This window comes from Kluyvera sp. (assembly GCF_965301105.1).
The window spans coordinates 58830-80860 of the sequence record NZ_CBDKZX010000010.1; the positions used below are offsets into that span (position 1 = coordinate 58830).

At 53.0% G+C, this 22031-nt stretch carries 23 protein-coding genes; 13 read left to right on the forward strand and 10 right to left on the reverse strand.

Features of this window, described 5'->3' with window-relative positions; all coding sequences use genetic code 11:
• The first annotated feature begins 1 nt into the window (after window position 1).
• The 6 genes from ACW14G_RS06605 to ACW14G_RS06630 all read left to right on the forward strand — a co-directional run bounded on the left by ACW14G_RS06605 (window position 2) and on the right by ACW14G_RS06630 (window position 5934).
• The gene (locus ACW14G_RS06605; protein ID WP_163447684.1) at window positions 2–856 is read left to right on the forward strand and encodes an isochorismatase; all 855 of its coding nucleotides are present in this window, start codon (window positions 2–4) and stop codon (window positions 854–856) included.
• A complete protein-coding gene (gene entA, locus ACW14G_RS06610; RefSeq protein WP_249022167.1) occupies window positions 856–1611 on the forward strand; it encodes a 2,3-dihydro-2,3-dihydroxybenzoate dehydrogenase EntA in 756 nt (251 codons plus the stop codon). The genes ACW14G_RS06605 and entA overlap by 1 nt, the downstream gene beginning before the upstream one ends.
• 1 nt (window position 1612) lies before the next feature.
• On the forward strand, window positions 1613–2026 hold the full coding sequence (gene entH / locus ACW14G_RS06615; protein WP_064548199.1) for a proofreading thioesterase EntH: 414 nt from the start codon (window positions 1613–1615) through the stop codon (window positions 2024–2026).
• Between the two features lie 294 nt (window positions 2027–2320).
• Window positions 2321–4426: a pyruvate/proton symporter CstA gene (cstA, locus tag ACW14G_RS06620; RefSeq protein ID WP_163447680.1), complete on the forward strand. Its 2106-nt coding sequence runs from the start codon at window positions 2321–2323 to the stop codon at window positions 4424–4426.
• A gap of 60 nt (window positions 4427–4486) precedes the next feature.
• Window positions 4487–4684, forward strand: coding sequence for a YbdD/YjiX family protein (locus tag ACW14G_RS06625; RefSeq protein WP_014169079.1), 198 nt, complete (start codon window positions 4487–4489; stop codon window positions 4682–4684).
• Window positions 4685–4773: 89 nt separating this feature from the next.
• A complete protein-coding gene (locus ACW14G_RS06630; protein WP_249022166.1) occupies window positions 4774–5934 on the forward strand; it encodes a pyridoxal phosphate-dependent aminotransferase in 1161 nt (386 codons plus the stop codon).
• On the opposite strand, the gene ACW14G_RS06635 is transcribed toward ACW14G_RS06630, so the two are convergent.
• The 3 genes from ACW14G_RS06635 to citR form a co-directional block, all read right to left on the reverse strand.
• Entirely contained in the window at window positions 5935–6561 is a 627-nt protein-coding gene (locus ACW14G_RS06635) for an IbrB-like domain-containing protein (protein WP_167576414.1), read from the reverse strand. It lies immediately after the preceding gene.
• The gene (locus ACW14G_RS06640; protein ID WP_163447677.1) at window positions 6546–7769 is read right to left on the reverse strand and encodes a phosphoadenosine phosphosulfate reductase; all 1224 of its coding nucleotides are present in this window, start codon (window positions 7767–7769) and stop codon (window positions 6546–6548) included. Before ACW14G_RS06640 ends, ACW14G_RS06635 begins: the two co-directional genes overlap by 16 nt.
• Before the next feature lie 142 nt (window positions 7770–7911).
• Window positions 7912–8808, reverse strand: coding sequence for a DNA-binding transcriptional repressor CitR (gene citR / locus ACW14G_RS06645; protein ID WP_419057476.1), 897 nt, complete (start codon window positions 8806–8808; stop codon window positions 7912–7914).
• A 756-nt stretch (window positions 8809–9564) separates the two neighbouring features.
• Here citR and ahpC point away from each other — a divergent pair.
• Window positions 9565–10128: an alkyl hydroperoxide reductase subunit C gene (ahpC, locus tag ACW14G_RS06650; protein WP_004859485.1), complete on the forward strand. Its 564-nt coding sequence runs from the start codon at window positions 9565–9567 to the stop codon at window positions 10126–10128.
• A gap of 179 nt (window positions 10129–10307) precedes the next feature.
• Entirely contained in the window at window positions 10308–11873 is a 1566-nt protein-coding gene (gene ahpF, locus ACW14G_RS06655) for an alkyl hydroperoxide reductase subunit F (RefSeq protein ID WP_167576412.1), read from the forward strand.
• 74 nt (window positions 11874–11947) lie between these two features.
• Here ahpF and uspG read toward each other — a convergent pair whose 3' ends face one another.
• The gene (uspG, locus tag ACW14G_RS06660; protein ID WP_064548214.1) at window positions 11948–12376 is read right to left on the reverse strand and encodes a universal stress protein UspG; all 429 of its coding nucleotides are present in this window, start codon (window positions 12374–12376) and stop codon (window positions 11948–11950) included.
• 163 nt (window positions 12377–12539) lie between these two features.
• Complete coding sequence (gene rnk / locus ACW14G_RS06665; RefSeq protein WP_249022164.1) at window positions 12540–12950, reverse strand: nucleoside diphosphate kinase regulator; 411 nt, start codon at window positions 12948–12950, stop codon at window positions 12540–12542.
• Between the two features lie 234 nt (window positions 12951–13184).
• On the opposite strand from rnk, the gene ACW14G_RS06670 reads away from it, so the two are divergent.
• Window positions 13185–14015, forward strand: a complete 831-nt coding sequence (locus ACW14G_RS06670; RefSeq protein WP_163449642.1) for an alpha/beta fold hydrolase — start codon at window positions 13185–13187, stop codon at window positions 14013–14015.
• Between the two features lie 33 nt (window positions 14016–14048).
• On the opposite strand, the gene rna is transcribed toward ACW14G_RS06670, so the two are convergent.
• Window positions 14049–14849, reverse strand: coding sequence for a ribonuclease I (gene rna, locus ACW14G_RS06675; RefSeq protein WP_167576411.1), 801 nt, complete (start codon window positions 14847–14849; stop codon window positions 14049–14051).
• A 93-nt stretch (window positions 14850–14942) separates the two neighbouring features.
• Complete coding sequence (dcuC, locus tag ACW14G_RS06680; RefSeq protein ID WP_249022163.1) at window positions 14943–16313, reverse strand: anaerobic C4-dicarboxylate transporter DcuC; 1371 nt, start codon at window positions 16311–16313, stop codon at window positions 14943–14945.
• A gap of 666 nt (window positions 16314–16979) precedes the next feature.
• Here dcuC and pagP point away from each other — a divergent pair.
• Window positions 16980–17537, forward strand: a complete 558-nt coding sequence (gene pagP / locus ACW14G_RS06685; RefSeq protein ID WP_347291255.1) for a lipid IV(A) palmitoyltransferase PagP — start codon at window positions 16980–16982, stop codon at window positions 17535–17537.
• A 162-nt stretch (window positions 17538–17699) separates the two neighbouring features.
• Window positions 17700–17909, forward strand: coding sequence for a transcription antiterminator/RNA stability regulator CspE (cspE, locus tag ACW14G_RS06690; protein ID WP_000034825.1), 210 nt, complete (start codon window positions 17700–17702; stop codon window positions 17907–17909).
• Between the two features lie 61 nt (window positions 17910–17970).
• On the opposite strand, the gene crcB is transcribed toward cspE, so the two are convergent.
• Entirely contained in the window at window positions 17971–18354 is a 384-nt protein-coding gene (crcB, locus tag ACW14G_RS06695) for a fluoride efflux transporter CrcB (RefSeq protein ID WP_163446154.1), read from the reverse strand.
• A gap of 116 nt (window positions 18355–18470) precedes the next feature.
• Here crcB and ACW14G_RS06700 point away from each other — a divergent pair, with 116 nt between their 5' ends.
• Both ACW14G_RS06700 and tatE read left to right on the forward strand, forming a co-directional pair.
• Window positions 18471–19259 (forward strand): deaminated glutathione amidase, encoded by a 789-nt coding sequence (locus ACW14G_RS06700; protein ID WP_249022162.1) that lies wholly within the window; start codon window positions 18471–18473, stop codon window positions 19257–19259.
• A 126-nt stretch (window positions 19260–19385) separates the two neighbouring features.
• Window positions 19386–19586 (forward strand): twin-arginine translocase subunit TatE, encoded by a 201-nt coding sequence (gene tatE / locus ACW14G_RS06705; protein ID WP_052284794.1) that lies wholly within the window; start codon window positions 19386–19388, stop codon window positions 19584–19586.
• A 210-nt stretch (window positions 19587–19796) separates the two neighbouring features.
• Here the strand turns inward: tatE and lipA are convergent, their stop codons facing one another.
• Window positions 19797–20762 (reverse strand): lipoyl synthase, encoded by a 966-nt coding sequence (lipA, locus tag ACW14G_RS06710; RefSeq protein WP_064548228.1) that lies wholly within the window; start codon window positions 20760–20762, stop codon window positions 19797–19799.
• Between the two features lie 199 nt (window positions 20763–20961).
• Window positions 20962–21918, reverse strand: coding sequence for a YbeF family transcriptional regulator (locus ACW14G_RS06715; protein WP_223802166.1), 957 nt, complete (start codon window positions 21916–21918; stop codon window positions 20962–20964).
• Window positions 21919–22031 lie beyond the last annotated feature (113 nt).

Below are 22031 nucleotides of genomic sequence, written 5' to 3' on the forward strand. Positions count from 1 at the left end.
CATGGCAATTCCAAAACTGCAGGGCTACGCGCTGCCAACCGCGATGGACATCCCTGAAAACAAGGTGAGCTGGGCGTTTGAACCCGCGCGTGCGGCGCTGCTGATTCACGATATGCAGGAGTATTTCCTCAACTTCTGGGGTGAAGACAGCGAAATGATGGACACGGTGGTGGCCAACATTGCCGCACTGCGCGATTTCTGCAAGAAAAATGGAATTCCGGTCTATTACACCGCGCAGCCAAAAGAGCAGAGCGACGAGGACCGCGCACTGCTTAACGACATGTGGGGGCCGGGCCTGACCCGCTCGCCGGAGCAGCAGCGAGTGATTGCCGCGCTGGCGCCGGACGACCAGGACACCGTGCTGGTGAAGTGGCGCTACAGCGCTTTCCATCGCTCGCCGCTGGAGCAGATGCTCAAAGAGACTGGCCGTAACCAGTTGATCATCACCGGCGTGTACGCGCACATCGGCTGTATGACCACCGCCACCGACGCCTTTATGCGCGATATTAAGCCTTTCTTCGTCGCCGACGCGCTGGCGGACTTCAGCCGCGATGAGCATCTGATGTCGCTGAAATATGTCGCCGGGCGCAGCGGTCGCGTGGTGATGACCGACGAATTGCTGCCCTCGGTTCCTGCCAGCAAAGAGGCGCTACGCGCGTTGGTGCTGCCGCTGCTGGATGAGTCTGACGAGCCGTTCGACGACGATAACCTGATTGATTACGGGCTCGACTCCGTACGCATGATGGCGCTGGCGGCACGCTGGCGTAAAGTACACGGTGACATCGACTTCGTGATGCTGGCGAAAAATCCGAGCATTGACGCCTGGTGGGCGCTGCTTTCCCGTGAGGTGAAATAATGGCTGGCTTCGATTTTCGCGGCCAGACCGTGTGGGTGACCGGGGCAGGGAAAGGCATTGGCTATAGCACCGCGCTGGCCTTCGTGGAAGCCGGCGCGCAGGTGACGGGCTTCGATTTAGCCTTCGACGGCGCAGATTACCCGTTTGCGACCGAGGTGCTGGATGTGGCCGATGCGCAGCAGGTGGAGCAGGTGTGTGAACGCCTGTTGGCTGGCACTGAGCGTCTGGATGTGCTGGTGAACGCGGCGGGGATTTTGCGCATGGGGGCGACGGATGCGCTTAGTCTGGCTGACTGGCAGCAGACCTTTGCGGTCAACGTCGGCGGTGCGTTTAATTTATTCCAGAATACGATGGCGCAGTTTCGCCGTCAGCAGGGCGGGGCGATTGTCACCGTGGCGTCGGACGCCGCACACACGCCGCGCATCGGCATGAGCGCCTACGGTGCCTCCAAGGCGGCGCTGAAAAGCCTGGCGCTGACCGTGGGGTTAGAGCTGGCGAGCGCGGGGGTGCGCTGTAATATCGTCTCACCGGGTTCGACTGATACCGACATGCAACGTACGCTGTGGGTCAGTGACGATGCGGAGCAGCAACGTATCCGCGGGTTTGCCGAGCAGTTTAAGCTGGGCATTCCGCTGGGCAAAATTGCCCGTCCGCAGGAAATTGCCAGTACCATTCTGTTCCTCGCCTCCCGCAGCGCCAGCCATATTACGTTGCAGGATATCGTGGTGGACGGCGGTTCGACGCTGGGGGCATAGGATGATCTGGAAACGCCATTTAACGCTTGATGAGCTGAACGCGACCAGTGATAACACCCTGGTGGCGCATTTAGGGATTATCTATACCCATATCGGTGACGATAGCCTGGAAGCGGTGATGCCGGTGGATAGCCGTACCCATCAGCCTTTTGGACTGCTGCACGGCGGCGCGTCGGCGGCACTGGCGGAGACGCTAGGCTCGATGGCCGGTTTTCTGATGACTCGCGAGGGTCAGTGCGTGGTGGGCACCGAGCTGAATGCTTCCCACCATCGCCCGGTATCGCAAGGACAGGTGCGAGCAGTGTGTCAGCCTTTGCACCTGGGACGGCAGAGCCAGAGCTGGGAAATTGTCGTTTTTGACGAGCAGGGGCGGCGTTGCTGTACCTGCCGGCTGGGGACGGCGGTGCTGGGGTAGCTTAATATTTTGCGGATAATGGGCCGGATAAGCGAAGCGCCATCCGGCACGATGCCGTACATTGCCGGATGGCGCTTCGCTTATCCGGCCTACATTCCGTCTTGTCGTAGCCGTATTCATCTCAATTTCCCCCTCTAGCACTCATCCGTTTTTCTGACTTAAGTGATCCCGTTAACAATGTGATGTAAATGTCGGGTTCTGTTCCTGTTCAGATTGGTTTCAAGGTTGTTAAATCATACGTGTTGCTACGGACACAAAATGTAACATCCTCTGCTACTGATACGGACAATAACTATGAACAATTCAGGGAAATACCTTATATGGGCATTGCTCTCCATTGTCGGAGCCTTTGCCCTTGGCTATATCGCCCTCAATAGGGGGGAACAGATAAACGCGCTGTGGATAGTCGTCGCGGCGGTCTGTGTTTATCTTATCGCCTACCGTTTCTACGGCCTGTATATCGCCAAAAATGTGCTGCAGGTTGACCCAACCCGTATGACGCCATCGGTGCGGCATAACGACGGTCTTGATTATGTGCCAACGGATAAGAAAGTGCTGTTTGGTCACCACTTTGCGGCGATTGCCGGGGCCGGTCCGTTGGTCGGCCCGGTACTGGCGGCGCAGATGGGCTATCTGCCGGGCATGATCTGGCTGCTGGCCGGGGTGGTGTTGGCTGGTGCGGTTCAGGACTTTATGGTGCTGTTCGTCTCCACCCGTCGCGACGGACGTTCGCTGGGGGAACTGGTAAAAGAGGAGATGGGGCCGACGGCAGGGGTCATTGCGCTGATTGCCACCTTTATGATCATGGTGATCATTCTGGCGGTGCTGGCGATGATCGTGGTGAAAGCGCTGACCCACAGCCCGTGGGGGACTTACACCGTGGCCTTTACCATTCCACTGGCGCTGTTTATGGGGATTTACATTCGCTATCTGCGCCCGGGGCGCATTGGCGAGGTGTCGGTGATTGGCCTGGTGCTGCTGGTCTTTGCCATTATTTCCGGCGGCTGGGTGGCCGAGAGCGAAACCTGGGCTCCGTGGTTTGACTATACCGGCGTGCAGTTAACCTGGATGCTGGTGGGTTACGGTTTTGTGGCCTCGGTGCTGCCGGTATGGTTGCTGCTGGCACCGCGTGACTACCTCTCGACCTTCCTGAAAATCGGTACCATCGTCGGCCTGGCGATCGGTATTCTGATTATGCGTCCTACCCTTACCATGCCTGCCCTGACCAAGTTTGTCGACGGCACCGGCCCGGTCTGGACCGGCGATTTGTTCCCGTTCCTGTTTATCACCATCGCCTGTGGCGCGGTGTCTGGCTTCCACGCGCTGATCGCTTCCGGCACCACGCCGAAGATGCTGGCCAACGAAAACCAGGCCTGCTTTATTGGCTACGGCGGGATGTTGATGGAATCCTTCGTGGCGATTATGGCGCTGGTTTCCGCCTGTATTATCGACCCGGGCGTCTATTTTGCGATGAACAGCCCGATGGCGATGCTGGCACCGGCAGGAACCGCAGACGTGGTGGCTTCGGCAGCGCAGGTCGTGAGCTCCTGGGGCTTCGCGGTAACGCCTGATCTGCTACATCAGATTGCCAACGAGGTGGGGGAACAATCCATTATCTCCCGCGCGGGCGGCGCGCCGACTCTGGCGGTGGGGATGGCCTATATTCTCCACGGTGCGCTGGGCGGGCTGATGGATGTGTCGTTCTGGTATCACTTTGCGATTCTGTTTGAAGCGCTGTTTATCCTGACGGCGGTGGATGCCGGTACCCGTGCGGCGCGCTTTATGCTGCAAGACCTGCTGGGGGTGATCAATCCGGGGCTGAAACGCACCGATTCGCTGCCGGCTAACCTGCTGGCGACGGCGCTGTGCGTGCTGGCCTGGGGTTACTTCCTTCATCAGGGCGTGGTGGATCCGCTGGGCGGTATCAACACTCTGTGGCCGCTGTTTGGTATCGCCAACCAGATGCTGGCGGGTATGGCGCTGATGCTGTGCGCGGTGGTACTGTTCAAGATGAAACGCCAACGCTACGCGTGGGTTGCGCTGGTGCCGACGTCGTGGCTGCTGGTGTGTACGCTGGTGGCGGGCTGGCAGAAATCGTTCAGCGAGGATACGCGCGTGGGCTTCCTGGCAATTGCCAATAAGTTCCAGGCGATGATCGACAGCGGTAACATTCCGCCGCAGTACACCGAGTCGCAGCTGGCGCAGTTGGTGTTTAACAACCGTCTTGATGCCGGTCTGACCATCTTCTTTATGGTGGTGGTCGTCGTGTTGGCGCTGTTCTCGCTGAAAACCGCGCTGGCGGCGCTGAAAGAGGACAAACCGACGGCAAAAGAAACGCCGTATGAGCCGATGCCTGCGGATGCGGAAAACCTGGTTGCTCAGGCGAAACGCGCGCATTAATGTCATCTGTAACCCGGCCGAGCATGGCGACGCCGGGTTAATCTGATAAGGACAAAAACGATGTTTGATACGCTCTCAAAAGCCGGAAAATATCTCGGTCAGGCGGCTAAAATGATGATTGGCGTGCCGGATTACGACAACTACGTTGAGCATATGCGCGTTAACCACCCGGACCAGACGCCAATGACCTACGAAGCGTTTTTCCGCGACCGCCAGGATGCGCGCTACGGCGGGAAGGGCGGAGCAAAGTGCTGTTAAAAAGCTTTAGACATCTAAACGTCTTGATTGCCAAGCTCGTTGGCCGTGTTATAGTCATTTGACATCGGTTTACGAGCGGCAGACGACGAATGACAACAACGCAACTCATCCCCCAGAGCAAACTCCCCAACCTCGGCACCACTATTTTCACCCAGATGAGCGCCCTGGCGCAGCAGCATCAGGCTATCAACTTGTCTCAGGGTTTTCCCGATTTTGACGGCCCAGCGTATCTGCAACAGCGGCTCGCGCATCACGTGGCGAGCGGCGCGAATCAGTACGCACCGATGACCGGCGCGCTGGCGTTGCGAGAAGCGATCGCCGAGAAAACCACCGCGCTGTATGGTTACACGCCGGATGTTAACAGCGACATTACGGTGACAGCAGGGGCCACGGAAGCGCTGTATGCCGCCATTACCGCGCTGGTGCGCGACGGTGACGAGGTGATTTGTTTTGACCCGAGCTACGATAGCTATGCGCCGGCGGTGGAACTGTCCGGCGGCGTGGTGAAACGTATCGCACTACAGCCGCCGTATTTTCGCGTGAACTGGCAGGATTTTGCCGCGCAACTGAGCGAGAAAACGCGTCTGGTGATCCTCAATACGCCGCATAATCCGTCAGCCACCGTCTGGCAGGCGGCGGATTTTGAGGCTCTGTGGCAGGCTATCGCCGAACGTGAAATTTATGTGCTCAGCGATGAAGTGTATGAGCATATCTGCTTTGCAAAAGATGGACACGCCAGCGTGCTGGCGCATCCGGCGCTTCGCGAACGGGCGGTTGCGGTGTCGTCGTTTGGTAAAACCTATCATATGACCGGTTGGAAGGTGGGTTACTGCGTAGCGCCAGCGCCTGTCAGTGCGGAACTGCGGAAAGTGCATCAATATCTGACCTTCGCGGTGAACACGCCAGCACAGCTGGCGCTGGCGGATATGCTGCGCGCGGAACCGGAGCACTACCGCCAACTGCCGGAATTTTATCAGGCGCGACGTGACCTGTTTATTGATGCTCTTAGCCAGAGCCGCCTGAAGCTGCTGCCGTGTGAAGGCACCTACTTCCTGCTGGCGGACTACAGCGCGATCTCCGATCAGGATGATGTGAGCTTCTGCCGGTGGTTAACCACGGAGGTGGGCGTGGCGGCGATTCCGCTGTCGGTCTTTTGCGCCGCGCCGTTCCCGCATAAGCTGATACGTCTGTGCTTTGCCAAGCAGGAGACGACGCTGCTGGCCGCCGCCGAGCGTCTTTGCCGATTGTAGCTATTTCACCGTCCAGGCCTGTGAGAACTGGCGATTGCCAAACATTTCGCACAGGCCGTTAATCTGCTTCAGGCGCAGAATTTCGTCGGCATCCATGCCCAGTTCCTGGCCCATCTTTTCATCGCTCCAGCCAAGCTGGCTCAGTTCACGCACGATATCGGACATGGCGCTAATCTGGTGTCGCCCGCGTGCGCGGTTATGGCGCACGGTGGCGGCCATGCGTGAGGGGAGCGAATCGTCGCACTTTTCCAGCTGGGTGATGGGCAGGTAGCCGTGAAAACGCTTTTTCAGCGTGGCTTTGGACTGTGACAGCTGGTGGCGATGGAAGCCGTCGACGATTTCGTAATGACGATCTTTTTTCTCAACGACTACGATAGGTTGGGTGAAACCGTCGGCCTCCAGTGATTTGGTCAGCAAACGTTTTTCCTGCGGCGCCATATTATTCGGGTTGTAGTCGTTTGGGGTAATTTGCTCTTCTTTCACCCACAGCACGCAGTCGATAGGCTGATCTTTAAACGGGCTTTCAGCGTGTAAGGCCTGACGGAACTGGTTAATGGCATCGATTTTGTCATCCGGTGCGAGGCTTTGCAGGTAGTCATGCAGCTGATTAATTAGTGTTTGTCGCATAAGATTCCCCATTGCTGACGCTTTTGTTCCATACGCGCGCGATAGCGCTGGTAGTGATTCGCTTTGGTGGGGCTGAAGGAGAGCATCCGGCACCAATAGTCATTGTTTAACAGTACTTTGCATATTCTTCGCCATGATGGGATGTCCTTCGAGCCCAGATCTTTTTCCTGTTCGTCAGGAATGTCTTCCCAACCCTGCTTTTGATACCAGTGAAGGTAGACGGCAATTTTGTTGCGATAATGGTCGGCGGTGGTTTCCGGCATGCTGTAAAGCAGAAAATGCGCGTAGCTGCGCCAGCTGTGGTTGGCTGGCTTCTCGAGCTTACGGTGGCCGTAAAACTGGTTGTCCTGCCCGGCATACACGCCACCGCTGTGTACGCCGCTGACCCGCTGACACATATCGGCCCAACGATCCGGTTCCAGTACGTGATAGAGCCAGAGCCCCTGGCGCTGCTCTGGGCCAAAGGGTTCACAGATACGCATGTAGCGCAATGGGACTCCGGCCTGATACATCAGATTGTAGAGGGGGTTATACGGCTGCTGGGTTTTGGCGAACCACGTCCAGATATCGGCGGTTTTCCAGTCGTAGATAGGGTAGACGTACCAGGCATGGTTACCCGGCGCGACGGTTGTCCAGGGTTTATCATCGGCAAAGCGACGTTTCCGCTGGGAGGCAATCGTCAAAAAGCGGTTATAAGATTCGTCGGCACGGATCCCGACCATCACCGCCGCCGGACGCTGCTGGGAGAACCATTCGGCAAATTTTTGCACGAACAGTTCAAACGTCATGCCTGGTTCATAAAAGGCGAAAAAAGCAGGATCGGTAATCGCGTCGGCTGGCGGTTGTCTGACCCATTTAGCGCCCGGCTCCCAGCACTGCCATTCCGGATTAAATTGGGTCAGTGAGTTTTGCGTGGTCAGCGGTAGCGCGACCCAATAAAAGCTCTCAATCACATCCCGGTATTGTTCGCGCAATTTCTCACAATGGTTAATGGTATAAGAAAATTGTGCTTCCCAATCAATGAACAGGACGCTAATTTTGAGCCCTCGCTCGCGGGCAAGCTGCGCGGTTAAATGCAACATTACCGTGGAGTCTTTACCGCCGGAAAACGAAACGCAAACGCGAGAAAAGTTATCTAATGTCCAGAGAATACGATCCCGGGTTGCTTCCAGAACCGATTGTGGCAGCGGGAGTTTGACCATGGGCATACATCGCCATCCTTGATAACGTGTTCTACTAAGCGAATTTCACATCATACAATAATATAAGTAATAATCACGAACACAAACCGTTCCTTTTCTGGATTTGTTCCTTATTCGACAGTGTGTGTGTTATTTTAATATCTTGTGATTATATATTGATGTTTTTAATTGCCCTGGTGAATAATTCTGAGTTGAGTGATGCACGGTTATAGCACATATACACAGACATTCTGGGAAGTGGAACAGGAAGAATAATCTCTTTCAGCCGCAGCGACGCTTTTAACATAGTGTAATAAGAGCGGGGCACGATACCAATTAAATCGGTCTGGTAAATCGCATTGATGGTGGATACAAAAGATGATGAGCGAAACGCGCAATTGCGTTCGGCCAGAAATATCTCGTTATCGTACTGATACTGTTTTACCCACGAATCATCAACATCGTAGTAGGTGAATCTTTCCTTGAGAATTTCCTCGATTGTCGCGTGAGTTCCCAGTCGCGGGTGGTCTTCCCGGCAGACTAACACGGTTTCCGTGTCGTAAAATTTCTCACATGCCAGCGCGCGGTTTTGGACTTGCGAGGTTGTAATAACAATATCCGCCTTGCGGTAGTGCAGGAGATTTTCTACCGAATCGTTGGGAATGGCGTAATCGTGATACTCAAGCTGGAGATCCGGCTCGGCCAGCAGCGTATTAATAAAGTTGGCAATTTCGGGCGTTGAAAAGAGCTGTGGACCGTAAATGATGAACTTTTTATCCAGATCCGCATTTGCCATCATGTTAATTGTCTGTTCTATCTGATTAAGATTTTTTGACAGATGCTGATGTAAATTAACGGCAATGGTGGTAGGAGTAATCCCTTTTCCGGCGCGGACGAATAACGGATCGTTTAATTGCGTACGTAGCCGCTGCAGCGATTGGCTCACTGCAGAGGGGGTGATAAATAGCATTTCAGCCGCTTTACTGATGCTAAGATGTTGATATATGCACTCAAAAATAACCAGCAGGTTAAGATCGAATCTTTTCAGGTCATAGAGATTTGCCATTACGTATCCTTTATAAATTATTTGGGGGTATTCATTTCCCCAATTGTCACAATCCATGTGTTCGAAAAACTGAAATATATATGAAACTCCGCTAAATATAAATCATGACTGTATGGTTTGTCACTCATAAAAGATATTGTATGACATATTTTGCATGTCAATTTTGTTTGTTTTTATAATAGATAGGATACATATTTTTCTTAAGGTTAACACCGCCTGTTATTATTATCGTGGTAGGTTTTTATTTGTTTAGCAAATGAATGAAATGATGTCTGTAACAGCGTTATCGCTTTTTGTTGGCGTCAGAATATTCAGGCCTGCGTGGAGGAGACAATAAGGGTAAAGAAGCCTTTTTGATGGAAAATATGCGTAAAATCAGCTTGTTGTGAATGATTGACGGTGTAACCTATCACAATCATAGACAGGACCTACTGTGAGTGAATTGCCCTTTACAGGCCAGAGTGATGTAATCGAAAAGCTGTTACAACCTTTGTTAGGGTATGTAGAGCGCAACACTACGCCAGCCTGGCTGGCGCTGAACTCACCTGCGGGGGATTCAGGTAATCGGGCCGCCTTGTTGCGGCCTTTTTACGTTTGGGGATGAGCGTTTCGTGCGTATCCCCGGACACAGGTTCACAAAGTTGTCTTGTTCCGGTTGTTAGATAACGCTTATTGATTTGATAATGTAAACGCATTGGTCGAATCAGGAATTATTCGTTAACTTAGACCTCAACGAAAACACGGAGGAAGTACTCGATGTCTTTAATTAATACTAAAATCAAACCTTTCAAAAACCAGGCGTTCAAAAACGGTGAGTTCATCGAAGTCACTGAGAAAGATACCGAAGGCCGCTGGAGCGTCTTCTTCTTCTATCCGGCTGACTTCACCTTCGTATGCCCGACCGAACTGGGCGACGTTGCAGACCATTACGAAGAGCTGCAGAAACTGGGCGTGGACGTGTACTCTGTGTCTACTGACACTCACTTCACCCACAAAGCATGGCACAGCAGCTCTGACACCATCGCAAAAATCAAATATGCGATGATCGGCGACCCGACTGGCGCCCTGACCCGTAACTTCGACAACATGCGTGAAGATGAAGGTCTGGCTGACCGTGCAACCTTCGTTGTTGACCCGCAGGGTATCATCCAGGCAATCGAAGTTACCGCTGAAGGTATCGGCCGTGATGCGTCTGACCTGCTGCGTAAAATCAAAGCGGCTCAGTACGTTGCTTCTCACCCAGGCGAAGTATGCCCGGCGAAATGGAAAGAAGGCGAAGCGACTCTGGCTCCATCTCTGGACCTGGTCGGTAAAATCTAAATTTCCGTCGTCTTTCGCGCCACAGCGCCATGCTGTGACGCGAAACACTCAGGAAATAGCCCCCTTTAAAAACGGGTGCGCCAGCACCCGAATTTCTTATTAGCGTCCATGATGCAAGCGCATTCAGGCTGCCGCGTGAGGCCGCTTGCATGATGATGTTTTAAGCCCAGGAGATAACAATGCTCGACACCAACATGAAAACCCAGCTCAAGGCCTATCTTGAGAAGCTGACCAAACCTGTTGAGCTGATTGCCACGCTGGATGACAGCGCTAAATCGGCAGAGATCAAGGAACTGTTGGCTGAAATTGCTGAACTGTCAGACAAAGTCACCTTTAAAGAAGACAATACCCTTGCTGTACGCAAGCCGTCATTCCTGATCACCAACCCAGGTTCTCATCAGGGGCCACGTTTTGCCGGTTCCCCGCTGGGCCACGAGTTTACCTCGCTGGTGCTGGCGCTGCTGTGGACTGGTGGTCACCCGTCGAAAGAAACGCAGTCTCTGCTGGAGCAAATTCGCGATATCGACGGCGATTTTGAGTTTGAAACCTATTACTCGCTGTCGTGCCATAACTGTCCGGATGTGGTGCAGGCGTTGAACCTGATGTCGGTGCTGAACCCACGTATCAAGCATACGGCGATTGACGGCGGCACCTTCCAGAACGAAATCACCGAACGTAACGTGATGGGCGTTCCAGCCGTTTATGTTAACGGTCAGGAGTTCGGTCAGGGCCGTATGACGCTGGCGGAAATCGTCGCGAAAGTGGACACCGGTGCGGAAAAACGCGCGGCGGAAGAGCTGAATAAGCGTGATGCGTATGAGGTATTGATTGTCGGTTCCGGCCCGTCTGGCGCGGCGGCGGCAGTCTACTCGGCACGTAAAGGCATTCGTACCGGTCTGATGGGCGAACGCTTTGGCGGCCAGGTGCTGGATACCGTTGATATTGAAAACTATATCTCCGTGCCGAAAACCGAAGGTCAGAAGCTGGCGGGCGCGCTGAAGGCGCACGTGAGCGAATATGATGTGGACGTGATTGATTCCCAGAGCGCGGCTAAGCTGGTGCCTGCCGCTGTTGAAGGCGGCCTGCATCAGATTGAAACCGCCTCCGGCGCGGTGCTGAAAGCGCGCAGCATCATTATCGCGACCGGCGCTAAGTGGCGTAACATGAACGTACCGGGTGAAGATCAGTATCGTACTAAGGGCGTAACCTATTGCCCGCACTGCGACGGCCCGCTGTTTAAAGGCAAACGCGTGGCGGTGATCGGTGGCGGCAACTCCGGTGTGGAAGCCGCAATCGACCTGGCGGGCGTGGTGGAACACGTTACGCTGTTGGAGTTTGCCCCGGAAATGAAAGCCGATCAGGTGCTGCAGGATAAAGTGCGCAGCCTGAAGAACGTTGACATCATTCTGAATGCGCAAACCACCGAAGTGAAAGGCGACGGCACCAAAGTCACCGGTTTGCAGTATCGTGACCGTGTGAGCGGCGATGAGCACCACGTGGCGCTGGCGGGGATCTTCGTACAGATTGGTCTGCTGCCGAATACCACCTGGCTGGAAGGCGCAGTTGAGCGTAACCGCATGGGCGAAATCATCATCGATGCGAAATGCGAAACGAACGTTAAAGGCGTATTCGCCGCGGGTGACTGTACTACCGTGCCTTACAAACAGATTATTATCGCCGCCGGCGAAGGTGCGAAAGCGTCACTGAGCGCGTTCGATTATCTGATTCGCACCAAAACAGCATAAAAAAGAAGACAATGCCTGCAATGTCAAAGGCCACCGAAAGGTGGCCTTTTTTTGTTTTGCGGATTATGCCGGGCTCAGCGAACAACAAGTACCGGAATGTGTGCGTGGCGAATCACGCTGGAGGCGTTGGAACCCAGAAGGTGCGTGCTGATTGAAGGGTTACGTGACCCAATCACCACCATATCTGCCCCCAGTTCTTCCGCCAGTTCGTTGACCGCGTCGCGGACGCTACCCAGACGAACGTGTAGCTTGATACGGGAAGGATCGAGCGTGAAGTGGCTGACCATGGTGGTCAGGCGGCTTTCCGCTTCCTGCTGAAGATGCTCCTCAAAGCGGCGTAGATCGGCGGCAAAACGGCTCATGGTGTAGCTGGCCGATGCGGGCAACACATGCAGCAGATGGATAATGCCATCCTGCTGGGCCAAAAACTCTGCGTGACGAATCGCTTTGTCACTCAACTCCATCTCAAAAACATCAACTGGCATAATGATTGTTTTGTACATAGGCTCCTCCTTGTCTTTGTAGAACAATCAAAACACATAATGCGTTTTGAATATGTCATTCAGTTCGCAAAATAGTTTATCGAAGAGAAGGGAGTTGTAAAGTTTGGTCAGGCGGGGCAGAAAGAGGATGCCGGGCACCCTCTTAGGCTACTATTGCGCGGAATTAACGATGAAATTCGCCGGCGGCTTCCGGCTGATACAGCAGTTCAAGTACTTCCAGGTGCGTTGAGGCACCGCCCGGTAGCTCCCAGTGAATAGTATTGCCTGCGCGCAGGCCGAGCAGGGCCGCGCCAACCGGGGCCATCACCGAGAGCTGGCTGCTGCTGTCGGTCATCTGGGCCGGGAAGACCAGCGTGCGGACGCGTTCTTCGCCGGTGGTGAGATCGCGGAATCTGACCTGGCTATTCATACTGACTACATCGTGCGGCATGTCTTCTGGGGCACACATCTGGGCACGATCCAGTTCGTCGTTTAGCGCGCTCGCCACCGGGGAATTTGCGTAAGCAGGTTGCTCAAGCAGGCGGTCGATACGCTCGGCATCGAACTCATTAATAATGATGGCAGGTCTGGTCATTATTTACTCCATGTCTATCGATTATCCAAAAGAAAACCCTCACCGCCAGCGGCAAGGGTTCATCTGATTCCATCATACTGATCCTGGCATCAGGTTTGAAGTGATGGAACGCACATTCGCAGATGGCAATACTCTTTGTTGTGTGAATTTTATGCGAAATACCTCGCAACTTATAAATCTGGATTATTCTTTTTAGGCTGCACCTGGCAGCGTCCTTCCAACACAGGAGATCGTATGAGCGGTTTCGATAAACTGACCCTGAAAGATGGTAGTTACCTCTGGTTTAAAGATTGGGGGAGCGGACAGCCCATTGTCTTTAGCCATGGCTGGCCGTTAACGTCTGATGCCTTTGAGGATCAGATGCTGTATCTGGGTTCGAAAGGGTATCGTGTCATCGCCCACGATAGACGAGGCCACGGACGTTCGGCACAACCCTGGGACGGACATAATATGGATCAGTACGCCGACGATCTGGCGGAGTTGACCTCGCATCTTAATCTGAAAGATGCGGTGCACGTCGGACACTCTACCGGCGGCGGTGAAGTGGCTCACTACATTGGTCGTCATGGGACCAGTCGGGTGGCAAAAGCGGTGCTGATTGGCGCGGTGACGCCAATTATGGTGAAAACGGACTTCAACCCTAACGGCGTACCGCTTGAGGTGTTTGACGGTATTCGCAACGGCGTGATAGAGGACCGTGGTGCTTTCTTCTATGAGCTGTCGGCGGCATTCTATGGCTATAATCGCGCGGGCGCAAAGGAGTCGAAGGCGGTGCGTGAAGGGTTTGTCGAGCAAGGGTTGCAAGGTTCTATAAAAGCGCTTTACGACTGTATCAAAGCGTTCTCGGAGACTGATTTACGTGAAGACCTGCGTAAGATAACGGTACCGACGCTGGTGATTCACGGCGATGACGACCAGATTGTGCCGTTTGAAACCTGTGGCAAGGTCGCGGCGGAAATTCTACCGAACGCGGAGCTGAAGGTTTATAAAGGCGGATCGCACGGGATCTGTACGACTCACAAACATCAGATCAACGACGATCTGCTGGCATTCATTCAGAAATAACGGTATGCAGCCCCCGGCTCCGGGGGCTGGGGATCAATAACCGTTTTGATCCACCACGAACTGTTTGCTGCAGTTGCCTGGATGTGGCTGCGGCAGCAGAGACGCGGCGGTGAGCGGGTCGTTGATGCTGGCGGATTTAATGGCAATTTGCATTTCCGTCAGATAGGCCGGATTACCGTTACAGGTGAGCTTAACGGCTTTGACGTTCTCTTTGCCAAAGGCCGAGGCTACTGCGTTGTCGAAGCTGGCGCGAGTCACGGTTTTACCGTAATTGGCGGCGAGGAATTTGCCGATTGCGCTCTGTTTCACTTCGCTATTCAGACGTACCATCGTACTGAAGTAGGCGTCGGGATCGAAACCAAAACAGACGCCGTGTTTGGCGTATTCATAGCGCTCAAGACAGCTTTTTCCACCGCTGCCGGGCATAACCTGGTTGAGCTTATTAGCCACTTCCAGCGACAGACCGGTCTCTTCGGCGGCGCATTTACGGCTGGCTTTCGCTTCCGGCATATTGGGAATGGGGCGCGTGGCGCAACCAAAGCGCATCCAGCGATTATTATCGACTCCGCGTGCGGCGATCGACGCGGGCAGGCCGGGCCATAGGCCGTGAACCGTCAAGTAGTCGGCTTTGTTGGCCGCTTCTTTTGGCTGCTGACATTCCAGTGGTTCTTTGCGATTTCTGTCATGCTGACTCTGGCAAAAACCGGTTTGCCAGGAGAGCGCCAGCACATAACGATCGAAGTCACCATATTGTGTCGGTGCGAGAGGGGCAGCCTGTAGGCTACCGGCGCAGAGCAACAGCGCGCATCCTGACACAATATTCTTCCTTAGCATTTTCCTGACTCCACGTTTTAAATCATTTAGTGACGTTATTACATAATAAAATAAGGCGCCCTCAGGCGCCTTATTTATTTCATCAATCAATGATTACGTGGCAGCGCCGGGAACCAGAATTTCCGTGGCGATAATGACCACCAACAGGCCAACAAGAACCGGTACTGAGGTACGTTTGACCACTTCGAACGGCGAGATTTTTGCCATCCCGGCGACCGCGACCACCACGCCGGAGACCGGGGAGATGGTACGACCCAGGTTGGAGGCCTGCAGCATCGGAATGGAGAGATAGGCCGGGTTAATGCCGGATGAGTGCGCCAGTTTTGGAATCATCTCGACGAAGGCGTAGAACGGCGCGTTACCGGAACCGGTGGTCATCGCGGCCAACATGGTCAGCACCACCAGTACCAGCATCAGGATAATGCTGGCGGACCCAAACGAGGTCGCGATGGAGATCAGGCTATTGATAAAACCGATAGTGCTCAAGCCTTGAGCGAAAACGCCTGCTGCAACCAACAGCATGACCACGCCGGCAAAGGCGTCGGCCATTCCGCGATACGCGACTTCGAGGCCGGCAAATACGTTCTGAGTGTTAAAGCCACGACAGAATTCCAGCACGGCGGCCAGCAGCATGCAAATCACCAGAATGGCGATAATATGCAGTTCCGGGCCCCATTTGCCGTCGAAAATCAGCACGCCAATAATTGGCGTGAACGGCAGAATGGCGTAGAAGCTCGGGGCTGTGGTGGTAATTTCGCTGACATCCAGCATCTCGTGCGAGATATGTTCTTTCTTGTCCAGATAGCGCTGCCAGAAGAAATGGGCGATAGCCATTGCGATAATCGCGGCGATGGAGATAGGCAGCGTGGTTTTGAAAGCGAAATCGATTAACGGCATCTCTGCGGCCTTCGCGGCCAATACGACGTCGCCGGAGGTAGGGGAGAGAATTATGGCGGCCGGAGAGGCACAAATAGCGGCTGCGGCGCCACGGCTAATACCGACGTTAACCATTACCGGGAACAGCGTCGCCATCAGCAGTACGCCAAGTCCGGTTGCCGAAGAGACCGCCAGCGACATCAGGCACGCCACAAAATAAGCGGCAATCATCAGTAAATATGGCGAGTTAATATATTGCAGCGGTTTTGATGCCAGTTTGACGACCATATCGTTAGCGCCGATATGGGTCATATAGGCGGCAAAGCCGCAGAGCATCATAATCATCATGCCGAGATCGCCGCCACGGCTCATCAGCAGAATTTTAATATATTCAACGATGTCGGTTGCAGAGTAGCCGGTGCTGGTTGCGCTGTTTGGTAAAATCTTATGCCCCATCAACGCGCTGGCAATCAGTAGCAGCAGACCACCAACAAAAAGGACACCCGTTGCGGAATATCCTTTGATGATGTAGCGGGCTACGCCCACGATAACCACAACACCAATCAGGAGTTCAAAGAACGTTAACATTATTAACACCTATCGCCCAGTTATAAAAATTGATACAGAACAGCATCAAAAAGTAAGTGGTGAAATGTGCCGAAAAAAGCGGCAAATTTAGCTGATGAAAATCAAAAAAGAGACTAATTAAAGACCATGACGATGCAATTTACACGATGTACTCACAAAGCGGAACATTGACCTGTCAGTAAGTATAGTTGCCTGGTCGAATATTAAACAAAAAAGGTAAATGAAATGTTGTTTTTTCAACAAGGTAGCGGCGTGAAGGTGGCATGGCGGGGTCGAGCTCGTGAGGAGGTGAGCGCGTTTTTTATCTCCTGGCGTGAAGTATTTAAAACGCTTAACTGCGACGAACTGGATTTTAAATAATCTGCCAGGAAAATATCAGGAATATTAAGAGAATAATACGAGTTTTAATTCGGCTAATATTAAAGGCATAGGCCATTCTTCCTTACGAGATCTAAATACGGTTACAATTTTTTCTTATAAAAGAATATTATTCGCATTCAAGTCTCACTCTGGTTTGACGATTATCTAAGAATATTCTAATTTGTTGTTAAGCGGTGAAAAAACGGCTATCGATTGGTACCGTTGCACTGCTATTGAGTTTATCCTTGTTAGACTATTCTTAATGGATAATTTATTGGCAAGTCTATCGTGTTAAAACTAAATAAAATTTTCTCGCTATCGCTGATTTTCGCGGGGCTGTCTGGTGCAGCGTATCCTGCTGAGGCTTCTTTTACGGAAACCATTAAAGATGGCTATAACACGCTGAGCAATAATGTTGTAAAGACGTGGGATGAACCGCAGCACTACGATCTGTACGTGCCAGCCATCACCTGGCATGCGCGTTTTGCCTACGATAAAGAAAAGACAGACAAGTACAATGAGCGCCCCTGGGGAGCGGGGGGCGGCGTGTCGCGCTGGGATGATAAGGGCAACTGGCACGGCATTTACCTGATGGCTTTTAAGGATTCCTTTAATAAATGGGAGCCTATTGGCGGCTACGGCTGGGAGAAGACCTGGCGCCCGCTGGCGGATGATAACTTCCACCTTGGGTTGGGTTACACCATTGGGGTGACCGCCCGCGATAACTGGAACTACATTCCGCTGCCGGTTGTGCTGCCCCTGGCCTCCATCGGCTATGGGCCGGCGACGTTCCAGATGACCTACATCCCGGGCACGTATAACAACGGCAATGTCTACTTTGCCTGGCTACGTTTCCAGTTCTGATAACGGGTCCTGGAACCAGGAGTGGGATAATGTCAACCTGCAAATAAAAGTTAGCGACATTTATCACTTTTTAACGAACTTGGGCTGGACAAAACGCACGACAATTGTTGTACTGTTAACTGACACAGATTAGTGTCGTTTTTTCATATAAAGGTAATTTTGATGTCTAAGATTAAAGGTAACGTTAAGTGGTTTAATGAGTCCAAAGGATTCGGTTTCATTACTCCGGAAGATGGCAGCAAAGACGTGTTCGTACACTTCTCTGCAATCCAGACCAATGGTTTTAAAACTCTGGCTGAAGGTCAGCGTGTAGAGTTCGAAATCACTAACGGTGCCAAAGGCCCTTCTGCTGCTAACGTCATCGCTCTGTAAGCGAAAATTAGCAGTCAGAATTCAAAACCCGCTTAAGTGCGGGTTTTTTTTTATCTTTCTTTTACCCCTGACTGCTGGCACTGAACAGCCAGAACGCCAGGGCCGTCATGGCGAAAGAACCAAACAGGTTGACGGCCACGTTAAGCAGCGCCCAGCTGACCTTTCCCGCCTGTAAAAGAAATACCACTTCCGCTGAAAAGGTAGAGAAGGTTGTCAATCCACCGCAGAAGCCGGTGGTAATCAACACTTTCCATACCGGATCGATATGCGGCAGCCGATTAAACCAGGCAAGACCCGCGCCGATAATAAATGCGCCCAGCAGATTCGCCGCCAGCGTTCCCAGCGGCAGCGCATGGTGCAAAGGATTAAAGCGAAAGCTGAGTAGCCAGCGGGCAACGCTGCCGGTGCCGCCGCCGATAAACACGGCCAACAAAAGTTGCGTCATGCGAATTTCCTGCCATTGTCGAATCGTCAGCAGAGTTTAACCCTGCCAGGTGAATCTGGCTATATACTCATCAGTATTCATCATCTTGATATATTGGAAAAACGTAAGGAGACGCTATGCGAGTTGCCGCAGGGCAGTTTATCGTCACGTCGGAGTGGCGGCAGAATGCGCAAACCAGCGTGTCGCTGATGCAGGCGGCAGCGGAACAGCGTGCTGACCTACTGGTGTTGCCAGAGGCTCTGCTGGCGCGCAGCGATAGCGACCCGGATATGTCGGTGAAGTCGGCGCAATCGCTGGACGGCGGTTTTATGCAGCATCTGAAAACACAAAGCCGCCGTGACACGCTGACAACGATATTGACCATTCATACGCCCTCGACGGCGGGAAGAGCCTGCAATACCCTGGTGGCGCTGCGCGGCGGTGAGGTGATTACCCATTATCACAAGCTGCACCTCTATGACGCTTTCGCAATCCAGGAGTCGAAGCGAGTGGATGCCGGGAACACGCTACCGCCGTTGCTTGAGGTGGCGGGGTTTCAGGTGGGACTTATGACCTGCTATGACCTGCGTTTCCCGGATATGGCATTGGCACTTGCACTCAAAGGGGCCGAGATTCTGGCCTTGCCTGCCGCCTGGGTACGAGGACCGCTCAAAGAGCACCACTGGGCCACGCTGCTGGCGGCGCGGGCGCTGGATACCACCTGTTACATCGTGGCCAGCGGCGAGTGCGGAACGCGTAATATCGGTCAGAGTCGGATAGTTGATCCGCTGGGCGTGACGCTGGCCGGCGCATCGGTTGAGCCACTGCTGATTGTATCTGACCTGCGACGCGACGATCTGTCTCGTATTCGCCAGCAGCTTCCGGTGCTGCAAAACCGACGTTTTGCGCTACCGCAATTAACGTGACGTTTTTTTAAACAACGCTTGATTCACCTTGTTACAGATTGCTATTGTGTGCACGCGTCAGATGACCGTTAATAAACTACGGTGATATGGCGCATTCTGCAGCCTGTTTTTGAGAAGAAGGTATCTATGGGTGAGATTAGTATTACCAAACTACTGGTAGTGGCAGCACTGATTATTCTGGTGTTTGGTACCAAGAAATTACGGACTCTGGGTGGAGATCTGGGTTCAGCAATCAAAGGTTTTAAGAAAGCCATGAATGATGATGAAACCACCGCGCAGAAAAGCGCAGACGAGACTCCGGCAGAAAAACTCTCTCATAAAGAGTAAGCAGGGCAGCGTTTAACATGGCGTGCCGATCAGCGCGTGCCATGCCCGGACCCGATGGTCTGTGGAAGGGGCTTCAGCATGACGATGCTGTGGCCCTTTTTTATGGAATCAGGTTTCTGAATGTATTCAATTGAAATAATTTATTTCAATAATGGGTAATAAAAAAGCCGCTGTCGAAAGAGAGCGGCTTTTTTGCGTCAGGCGATGACCTTACTTCACTTCAAGGCCCTTAGCCTGAAGATCCGCATGGTAGGATGAACGCACGAACGGGCCGCATGCCGCGTGGGTAAAGCCCATCGCCAGCGCTTCAGCTTTCATTTCTTCAAACTCGTCCGGGCTAACGTAGCGCTGCACCGGCAGGTGGTGACGGCTTGGCTGCAGGTACTGGCCCAGTGTCAGCATCGTGACGCCGTGGCGGCGCAGATCGCGCATGACTTCGATGATTTCAGCGTTGGTTTCACCGAGGCCGACCATCAGACCGGATTTGGTTGGGATATCCGGGTGCGCTTCTTTAAAACGTTCCAGTAACTTCAGCGACCAGTTGTAATCTGCGCCTGGACGAACCTGACGGTAAATACGCGGCACGTTTTCCAGGTTGTGGTTAAACACGTCGGGTGGCGTCTCGGTCAGGATCTCTAAGGCGCGGTCCATACGGCCACGGAAGTCGGGCACCAGCGTTTCAATCTTAATGCTTGGGCTTTTCTCACGAATGGCGGAGATGCAGTCGGCGAAGTGCTGAGCACCGCCGTCGCGCAGATCGTCACGATCCACGGAGGTGATCACGACATATCGCAACGCCATATCGGCAATGGTCTGCGCCAGCTTCTGCGGTTCATTGGCATCAGGCGCAACCGGGCGACCGTGGGCGACGTCGCAGAATGGGCAGCGACGGGTACAAATAGCTCCGAGGATCATAAAGGTGGCGGTACCGTGGTTGAAGCATTCCGCCAGGTTCGGGCAGGAGGCTTCTTCACACACGGAGTGCAGACCATTCTTGCGCATGGCCGCTTTGATACCCTGGATACGGGAAGAGTCTGCCGGAAGTTTAATTTTCATCCATTCCGGTTTTCGCAGCAGCGCTTCGCGCTCTGTTGCCACGTTTTTAACCGGGATAAGGGCCATTTTATCGGCGTCGCGGTACTTAACACCGCGTTCCATCACAATGGGTTTACTCATAGCGTACGTGTTCCAGTTCCGAGTATCGAGGGAAAGCGTTTCAATTCAAGGGAATGTTGTATTTATCAACTATTTTTGAATTAATGACACGCAGTATACCATTGAAACGGGGTTTAAAGCAGCCTGCCTGGCCGGCAAATTGTAAAATAGTTGTTGAATAATGCTTTTTTGCCGGCAAGGCGAAGTAGGGGCAAGTGAATCAGAACGCTTGCTGGATAACGTTGATAATGTTTTGCATGACCGGGTCCCGCAGACTGAGTTTGTTGTAATGCAATGAAAAGTCGACGTGTTCCTGCTGTAGCGGGGCAAAGTCCAACGTGCACAGCGGCCAGCACTGCTTAAAGATGTGGTAGAAGCGTAGCGGCATAATGCCAATCAGGTCGCTTGAGGCAATCAGTGACGCGATAGTGAACAGGTTGTAACTGCTTACGCTGACCTGGCGGTCGGGGAGCATGTCGCGAATGCGCTTATACTGATCGTTTTGCCCTGCTCCATCCATCGTCAGCAGCGTATGTTCATACTGCATCAGGGTATCAACCGATGTCTCTTCGTTAAGCGCTGGGTGGTTATGGCGACAGACCAGCACCAGTTTATCGCTAAATAGCGCATGACGGCCCAGCGTGCGCGGGTTGTTATGCTCGTGGTTGTCAATGACCAAATCCGTCTGGAACTGGCTGAGCTGCGTGTTGGCATCGGTCACGGCGACGTTGCGCAGCAGCACCTGTGGGTAGGTTTGTTTTACCACCTGATAGATAACCGGCATCACGATAGCGCCAACGGATGCCGCCGTACCGATAGTGATAACTCGCTGCTTGTCATAGCTGCCGTCGAGATCCAGCGCGCCCAGTATCGACTCCAGACCCTGGCTGATGTATTCATGCAGGTGTGTTGCGTAGGCCGTTGGCGTGACGCCCTGTCCTTTGCGAATGAACAACGGGTCGGGAAACAGGAGACGAAGTTTCTGGATGGATTGGCTAATGGCCGATGGCGTGAGATTCAGGATTTTCGCCGCATTGACGATGCCTTTATGCACATAGACTGCTTCAAATATGGTCAATAAGTTAAGGTCTATATTACGCAGGGTGCGAAAGATTTGTGGCGTATCATTATCGGCATTCATATTTATTTTATTTTCAGGCTTATTGTTATAATCCACACTGCTCACTCCATATTCATTCACTCCATGAATGATAGTTGATGATTTCATTATTATTATGATTGGTGAGTTCATCTTACTGCAAGATGGAAATGGAAATTTTCTTTATGGGT

Bases quoted from the DNA above. Each gene is read 5' to 3' on its own strand.
- ACW14G_RS06630 (WP_249022166.1), top strand. From the start codon at position 4,774: ATGACAACAACGCAACTCATCCCCCAGAGCAAACTCCCCAACCTCGGC.
- tatE (WP_052284794.1), top strand. From the start codon at position 19,386: ATGGGTGAGATTAGTATTACCAAACTACTGGTAGTGGCAGCACTGATT.
- lipA (WP_064548228.1), bottom strand. From the start codon at position 20,762: ATGAGTAAACCCATTGTGATGGAACGCGGTGTTAAGTACCGCGACGCC.
- entH (WP_064548199.1), top strand. From the start codon at position 1,613: ATGATCTGGAAACGCCATTTAACGCTTGATGAGCTGAACGCGACCAGT.
- ACW14G_RS06605 (WP_163447684.1), top strand. From the start codon at position 2: ATGGCAATTCCAAAACTGCAGGGCTACGCGCTGCCAACCGCGATGGAC.
- ahpF (WP_167576412.1), top strand. From the start codon at position 10,308: ATGCTCGACACCAACATGAAAACCCAGCTCAAGGCCTATCTTGAGAAG.
- rna (WP_167576411.1), bottom strand. From the start codon at position 14,849: ATGCTAAGGAAGAATATTGTGTCAGGATGCGCGCTGTTGCTCTGCGCC.
- cspE (WP_000034825.1), top strand. From the start codon at position 17,700: ATGTCTAAGATTAAAGGTAACGTTAAGTGGTTTAATGAGTCCAAAGGA.
- ACW14G_RS06640 (WP_163447677.1), bottom strand. From the start codon at position 7,769: ATGCCCATGGTCAAACTCCCGCTGCCACAATCGGTTCTGGAAGCAACC.
- citR (WP_419057476.1), bottom strand. From the start codon at position 8,808: ATGGCAAATCTCTATGACCTGAAAAGATTCGATCTTAACCTGCTGGTT.
- cstA (WP_163447680.1), top strand. From the start codon at position 2,321: ATGAACAATTCAGGGAAATACCTTATATGGGCATTGCTCTCCATTGTC.
- ACW14G_RS06635 (WP_167576414.1), bottom strand. From the start codon at position 6,561: ATGCGACAAACACTAATTAATCAGCTGCATGACTACCTGCAAAGCCTC.
- ahpC (WP_004859485.1), top strand. From the start codon at position 9,565: ATGTCTTTAATTAATACTAAAATCAAACCTTTCAAAAACCAGGCGTTC.
- entA (WP_249022167.1), top strand. From the start codon at position 856: ATGGCTGGCTTCGATTTTCGCGGCCAGACCGTGTGGGTGACCGGGGCA.
- dcuC (WP_249022163.1), bottom strand. From the start codon at position 16,313: ATGTTAACGTTCTTTGAACTCCTGATTGGTGTTGTGGTTATCGTGGGC.
- crcB (WP_163446154.1), bottom strand. From the start codon at position 18,354: ATGACGCAACTTTTGTTGGCCGTGTTTATCGGCGGCGGCACCGGCAGC.
- ACW14G_RS06700 (WP_249022162.1), top strand. From the start codon at position 18,471: ATGCGAGTTGCCGCAGGGCAGTTTATCGTCACGTCGGAGTGGCGGCAG.
- ACW14G_RS06670 (WP_163449642.1), top strand. From the start codon at position 13,185: ATGAGCGGTTTCGATAAACTGACCCTGAAAGATGGTAGTTACCTCTGG.
- uspG (WP_064548214.1), bottom strand. From the start codon at position 12,376: ATGTACAAAACAATCATTATGCCAGTTGATGTTTTTGAGATGGAGTTG.
- ACW14G_RS06625 (WP_014169079.1), top strand. From the start codon at position 4,487: ATGTTTGATACGCTCTCAAAAGCCGGAAAATATCTCGGTCAGGCGGCT.
- rnk (WP_249022164.1), bottom strand. From the start codon at position 12,950: ATGACCAGACCTGCCATCATTATTAATGAGTTCGATGCCGAGCGTATC.